Consider the following 6587-nt stretch of genomic DNA (forward strand, 5'->3'; position numbering starts at 1 on the left):
GGCGGCGGGACGGGCAGCGGCCGGCTGGGCCGGCGCCTCGGCCGGACGGGCCGGTGTCGCGGCGGGGGCGTCGGCCGCGGGTGCGGGGGCGGCGGCCTGAGCCTCGGCGGCCTTGGCAGCGTCAGCCGCCGCCGCAGCGGCGGCCGCAGCCGCGGCCTTGCGCTCCTCGTCCTCGCGACGGCGGGCCTCGGCGGCCTCGCGCTCGCGGCGGGCCTGCTCCTCGGCCTCGCGACGGCGCGCCTCGGCCTCGGCCTCCACCTTGCGGCGGGCCTCGGCCTCGCGGCGCTGCGCGTCGGCGAGGGCGGCGGCGCGGGCCGCACTCTCCTGCTCGCTCAGGGTGCGCAGGACGACCCCCGAAGCGGCGCGCTGCGCCGGACGCGGGGCCGGCGCCGTCGGCGCGGGGGCCGCCGGGCGCGGGGCGGGCGCGGGTTCACGGGCAGGGGCGGCCGGCGCCGCACCGATGACGCGGCGCTTCACCGTCTCGACCACGACCTGCTTGGAGCGGCCATGGGAGAAGCTCTGACGCACGGTGCCCGCCTCGATCGGCCGCTTGAGGCCGAGCGGCTTCGGGGAAGTCCGGTTCAGAGTCTTGTCGCCCGGGTTGTTCGTATCGCTCATTCAGCCTGAACCCTGAGGGTTTCCATCGTCCCGTGAACCGACACCCGGTGGCGCCGGTCAAAATAGTCCTGCGTCGTCAACGTGAGGCTTCGTCGATCCCGCCGATTCGGGCTGGATCGGGCTCCCCGGTCGCCGCGGCGGCGCCCTCGAAGGAGCGTAGCCGACGCCAACGCGACAGGCAGCCGGCGGCTCCGGCTCCTGCGACGAGCGCAGCGTGTATCACATGATCCCGACCTAAGGCCATGTCCAATTCGTCCTCGGACAGGTCATCGATGATCGGGATCCTTGACATGGCCCCGCCGTGACGCCTGTGCAAGGCCGACGCGATCTTGCGCCGGCCGTCCGGGCTCGCCTCGGCGGCATGAATCACCGCGATCGCCCCGGGCTGGCCGCCGATCGCGGCCTCGACCTTCGAGAAGCCCGCGACCACGCAGCCCGCCTTGTTGGCCATGGCGATGGCCTGCCGCAGGTCGTCCCGCAGCCCGGCGGCGATCCGGTCCGGCAGGTCGGGGGCGGCCGGGGTCGGCCCCTTGAACGCCCGCGAGAACATGTTCTTCCGCACCGCGGTCGCGACCGCCTCGCGCCGGGCGCTGATCCAGGCGCCGCGGCCCGGCAACTTGGCGCGCAGGTCGGGCACGACGCTGCCGTCCGGCCCGCGCACGAACCGGATCATCGCGTCCGGCGCCTGGACGACGCGCGTGACGATGCAGGTCCGCTCGGGCGAGCGGCGGCCGGGGCCGGCATCGAGCCCCCCGGCATCCAGCCCGTCCTCGGGCAGGGTCGTGTCGACCGCGACCATCGCGCCTCCGCCGCCGGCGCCCGCCTCAGGCCTCGGCCTGCGCGGGGGCGGCCTCGTCGCCCTCGGCCACCTCGGCACCCTCCTCGGCTTCCGGCTCCGGCAGGGCCTCGATCCAGCCGGCCTTCAGGCGGGCGGCCATGATCAGGGCCTCGGCCTCGGCGCGGGACAGGTCGAACCCGTCGAGGTAGCCGGCGTGGCGAACGGCCTCGGGACCGCGGCCCTCCGTGTAGCCGACGAGGTCGTCGGTGGCGCAGCCCGCCAGATCCTCGACGGTCTTCACGTCGTTCTCGCCGAGGGCGACCATCATGGGCGTGGTGATGCCCTCGATCTCGCGCAGCTCGTCGGCGACGCCGAGCTCGGTGCGGCGGGCGTCGTGCGCCTGCTCGATCCGGGCGAGGTGGTCCTGGGCGCGGGCCTGGATCTCCGTGCCGGTCTCCTCGTCGAGACCCTGGATGCCGGAGAGCTCCTGGATGTCGACGTAGGCGATCTCCTCGACGTTGCGGAAGCCTTCCGCGGCGAGCAGCTGGCCGACGGTCTCGTCGACGTCGAGCGCCTCCATGAACACCTGGGTCCGCTCGGCGAACTCCTTCTGGCGGCGCTCCGATTCCTCGGCCTCGGTCAGGATGTCGATGTCCCAGCCGGTGAGCTGCGAGGCGAGGCGCACGTTCTGGCCGCGGCGGCCGATCGCCAGCGACAGCTGGTCGTCCGGCACCACCACCTCGATGCGGTCGGCCTCCTCGTCGAGCACCACCTTCACCACCTCGGCGGGCTGGAGGGCGTTGACGATGAAGGTCGCCTCGTCCTCCGACCACGGGATGATGTCGATCTTCTCACCCTGCAGCTCGCCGACGACGGCCTGCACGCGAGATCCCCGCATACCCACGCAGGCGCCCACGGGATCGATGCTGCCGTCGCGCGAGATCACCGCGATCTTGGCGCGCGAGCCCGGATCGCGGGCCACCGCCTTCACCTCGACGATGCCGTCGTAGATCTCCGGCACTTCCTGGCCGAACAGCTTGGCCATGAACTGCGGGTGCGAGCGCGACAGGAAGATCTGCGGGCCGCGCACTTCCGAGCGCACGTCGAACAGGTAGGAGCGGATGCGGTCGCCCGGCCGGAAGGTCTCGCGCGGGATCATCTCGTCCCGGCGCACGATGCCCTCGCCGCGGCCGAGATCGACGATGACGTTGCCGTACTCGACCCGCTTCACGATGCCGTTGAGGATCTCGCCGATGCGGTCCTTGTACTCGTCGAACTGGCGGGCGCGCTCGGCGTCGCGCACCTTCTGGACGATGACCTGCTTGGCCGACTGCGCGGCCACGCGGCCGAAATCGAAGGGCGGCAGGGTGTCGGAGATGACGTCGCCGACCAGCGCGCCCGGGTTGTAGCGGCGGGCCTGGTCGAGGGTGATCTCGCGGGCGTCGTTCTCCACCTGATCGACGACCAGGAGGTGGCGCGAGAGGCGCAGCGCCCCGGTCTTCGGGTCGATCTCGGCGTGAACGTCGGTCTCGGCGCCGTAGCGCGAGCGGGCGGCCTTGGCGATCGCCTCCTCCATCGCGTCGATCACGATGGAGCGGTCGATCACCTTCTCGCGGGCGACCGCGTCGGCGATCTGGAGGAGTTCGAGCCTGTTGGCGCTGACGACGGCCATCGGTGTCGGTCCTTCTCTTCCGTCAAATCTTCGGGCCGGCCGCCGGGCGGCGGACCCGGGGGTCTCAGTGCAGGGAGTCGCGGTCCTTGAGCCGGGACGCCTTGGTCACGACCGGCTTTTTCGGGCCGGTCCGGGCCTGTTTCTGGGGCTTGGCCGCGGGGCTGGCCTTGCGGGGGCCCTTCGGCTGGAACGGTGCGCGCGCCGGCGGCGCGCTCTCCGCGGCGTCCTCCTCGTCCTCGGCCTCGTCGGCCTCGTCCGTGGCGGGCGGCCCGCCGCGGCGCAGCGACTCGCGGATCAGCTCGTCGGTGAGGACGAGATGGGCCTCGGCGAGGTCCTTGAGCGGCAGGTCGATGCGGCTCGGCAGCCCTTCCTTCACGTCGGGCAGGTCGATCGGGACGGTCGCGCCCGTCGGGTCCGGCGCGCCGAGGATGCCGCGGAAGCGCTTGCGCCCGTCCAGCGGCGGGCTCAGCTCGACCTTGGCCTCGTAGCCGGCCCAGCGGGCGAAGTCCGAGACCCGCACCAGCGGCCGGTCGATCCCCGGCGAGGATACTTCGAGGTTGTAGGCACCGCCCACCGGATCGTCGACGTCGAGGATCGGCGAGATCGCGCGGCTCACGGCCTCGCAATCGTCGATCGTGAAGGTGCCGTCCGGCCGCTCCGCCATGATCTGCACGGTGCAGCCGTTGACGTTGGACATCCGCACCCGGACCAGCCGGAAGCCGAGGCCCGCGAGTGGCCCCTCGATCGCCTGCGCGACGCGCGCGGCGACTCCGGCCTCGCGGACGAGGCGCTTCTCGGACAGATCCGCTTCAATCTCGGACGACATGGGTGTTCAGCGCGCAACCTTCGCGGCGTTCTGCCTGGCCGCCCGCGGCGTGGGGCCTCGTGCGGCGAGAGGGTGTGCGGCGAAAAAAAAGAGCGGACCCGGTGGGGCCCACTCCCGAACCGCAGCCTCTCGACTGCCATCAGAACTGTTGAGAGCTAGATAGCGGCCCTCGGCCCGGAGCGCAAGGTGGATCCGCCGCGCCGCGCGAGCCCGCTCGTCCCCAGCTCCGCCTCATCCTTCGATGTCGCGCTTCGCGGCCACCTCAGGATGAGGGGATCGGTCGAAGATCGGCCGCGTCTCAGCCGCTGCGCGGCACCCGCCCCTCCAGCGGATAGGCCGGATCGTTGTAGCCCGGCGTCGTCGGATGCCCCGCGGCCACGAACCCGTCGACCAGCGCCTCGTCCTCCGGGGTGAAGGCGTAGTCGAGGGCGCCGAGATATTCCTGCCACTGCGCCTCCGTCCGCGGCCCGGCGATCACGCCCGTGACGAGGCGGTTGTTCAGCACCCAGGCGGTGGCGAACTGGCCGGCCGTGATGCCGCGGGCCTCGGCGTGCTCCCTCAAGGTCCGGGCGATGCGCAGGGATTCCGGGCGCCACTCGGTCTGCATCATCCGGGCGTCCTGGCGGCCGGCCCGCGACTCGGCCGGCGGCGGCGCGTCCGGGTCGTACTTGCCGGTGAGCACGCCGCGCGCGAGCGGCGAGTACGGCACCACGCCGAGCCCGAAATGCGCGCAGGCCGGCAGGTGCTCGGTCTCCGGCATCCGGTTGAAGGCGTTGTAGTAGGGCTGGCTCACCACCGGCCGGTCGATCCCGGCCTCGTCGCAGAGCCGGCAGATCTCGGCGACCCGCCAGGAGCGGTGATTCGAGACGCCGAAATGGCGGATCTTGCCCGCCCGCACGAGGTCGGCGATCGCCCGGACCGTCTCGGCCAGCGGCGTGTCGTGGTCCTCCTTGTGGAGGTAGTAGATGTCGATGAAATCCGTGCCGAGGCGGCGCAGGCTGTCCTCGGCGGCCTTCATAACGTGGACCCGCGAGAGGCCGCGGTCGTTGACGCCCGGCCCGGTCGGGTTGGCGACCTTGGTGGCCAGGACCCAGGCGTCGCGCTCCGCCCGGATCGCCCGGCCGGTGATCTCCTCCGAGCGGCCCTCCGTGTAGACGTTGGCCGTGTCGATGAAGTTGATCCCGGCCTCCCGGGCGCTGGCGACGACGCGGCCGGCCGTGGCCTCGTCGGTGGGGCCGCCGAACATCATCGTGCCGAGGCAGATCGGCGAGACCTTGAGGCCGGAGCGGCCGAGCGTGCGATACTGCATGGGATCCCTCCAACGTCCGTCGTCCCGCTATCTCGCCGCGGGAACGGCGCGGTCAACCACAACACAGGTCAACGCCGCCCTGTAACCCGCGAACGCCCGCGGCGAACCGACCCGTGACGGCACCGATGGCCCGGGCAGCCGTTCCCGCCGGTGGCCCGGGCCATCGGCGCGGCGCCGTCGTCCACCGCGAAGCTTCCGTTCGGACCCATGATCGATCGCTCGGCCGCCGCCCTCGGCATCCCCCTCCCCTGGCTCGACCGGGCGGGCCGCCTCTCCTGGCTGAAGCTCGCGGTGTTCGCGTGCTGCGTGGCGCCCGCGCTCTACCTCGCGACCGCCTACCGGCTCGACGCCCTCGGCGCGAAGCCGATCACCGCGCTGATCCACGCCACCGGCGAGTGGGCGGTGCGCTTCCTGCTCTTCTCGCTGGCGATCTCGCCGCTGCGCCGCCTCGCGGACTGGACGAAGGTCCTCGTCGTGCGGCGCATGCTCGGCGTCACCGTGATGGCCTACGCGGTGGCCCATCTGACCCTCTACGCCGTCGACCAGAACCTGATCCTCACCAAGGTGATCTCCGAGATCGCGCTCCGGCTCTACCTGACGATCGGCTTCGTGGCCCTGATCGGCCTGATCGCCTTAGGGTTGACCTCCACGGACGCGGCGATCCGCAACCTCGGCCCGAACTGGAACCGCCTGCACCGCCTCACCTACACGATCGCCGTGGCGGCCCTGGTCCACTACTTCCTGCAGTCGAAGATCGACGTCACCGACCCGGTCTTCTCGGCGGGCCTGTTCCTGCTGCTGATGGGCTGGCGGGTGATGCGGCGCTTCCAGTGGCCGGAGCGGCCCTGGTCGCTCCTCCTCCTGGCGATCGTCGCCGGGCTCGCGACCGCCGGGCTGGAGGCCGCGTGGTACGGCCTCGCCAGCGGTGTGCCGGCCAACCTCGTCCTCGCCGCCAACCTGGACTTCTCCGGGCCGATCCGGCCGGCCTGGTGGGTGCTGGCCGTCGGCCTGTCGCTCCCGCTCGTGGCGCTCGTGCGCGGCCCGAAGGCCCCGGCACCCGGCAGGCGACCGGCCCAGGTGGCCCGCCGGGAGCCTATCCGGGAGCCCGTCCGGGAGCCCGTCAGGGAGCCCGTCAGGGAGCCCTTGTCGCCGTCGGCCTGATGCCGCAGAACCCGCTCCCGGTCCTCCGCCGCCGGCGGCCCCGGGCCCAGCGGAGCTTTCGAGACGCCATGCGCGGCACGCCTCTCCTGATCGCGGGCTTGCTCGCGCCGACCCTCGCCTTCGCGACGCCCCCCGCGACCCAGGCCGCGAAGCCGGCCGCCAAGGCGGCGCCCGCCGCGCCGCCGCCGGCCGCCGCCGCGCCGGCAGCCGCGGCCTGCACGCC

The 6587-nt window shown here is 72.9% G+C and carries 6 protein-coding genes; 1 reads left to right on the plus strand and 5 read right to left on the minus strand.

Annotated features, from left to right (window positions below):
- The 5 genes from ACLBYB_RS32340 to ACLBYB_RS32360 form a co-directional block, all read right to left on the minus strand.
- Positions 1 to 618: translation initiation factor IF-2 associated domain-containing protein (locus ACLBYB_RS32340; RefSeq protein WP_447701318.1), on the minus strand; the 618-nt coding region annotated here is incomplete at its 3' end.
- 76 nt (positions 619 to 694) lie between these two features.
- A complete protein-coding gene (locus ACLBYB_RS32345) occupies positions 695 to 1417 on the minus strand; it encodes an RNA-binding protein (RefSeq protein WP_447701319.1) in 723 nt (240 codons plus the stop codon).
- 25 nt (positions 1418 to 1442) lie between these two features.
- Positions 1443 to 3068 (minus strand): transcription termination factor NusA, encoded by a 1626-nt coding sequence (gene nusA, locus ACLBYB_RS32350; protein ID WP_447701320.1) that lies wholly within the window; start codon positions 3066 to 3068, stop codon positions 1443 to 1445.
- A 64-nt stretch (positions 3069 to 3132) separates the two neighbouring features.
- Positions 3133 to 3894, minus strand: a complete 762-nt coding sequence (rimP, locus tag ACLBYB_RS32355; protein WP_091679719.1) for a ribosome maturation factor RimP — start codon at positions 3892 to 3894, stop codon at positions 3133 to 3135.
- A gap of 298 nt (positions 3895 to 4192) precedes the next feature.
- Positions 4193 to 5203: an aldo/keto reductase gene (locus tag ACLBYB_RS32360; RefSeq protein ID WP_020092720.1), complete on the minus strand. Its 1011-nt coding sequence runs from the start codon at positions 5201 to 5203 to the stop codon at positions 4193 to 4195.
- Positions 5204 to 5410: 207 nt separating this feature from the next.
- Between ACLBYB_RS32360 and ACLBYB_RS32365 the strand changes: the two genes are divergently transcribed.
- A complete protein-coding gene (locus tag ACLBYB_RS32365) occupies positions 5411 to 6364 on the plus strand; it encodes a sulfite oxidase heme-binding subunit YedZ (protein ID WP_447701321.1) in 954 nt (317 codons plus the stop codon).
- Positions 6365 to 6587 lie beyond the last annotated feature (223 nt).

It is taken from the genome of Methylobacterium sp. D54C, from assembly GCF_053345595.1.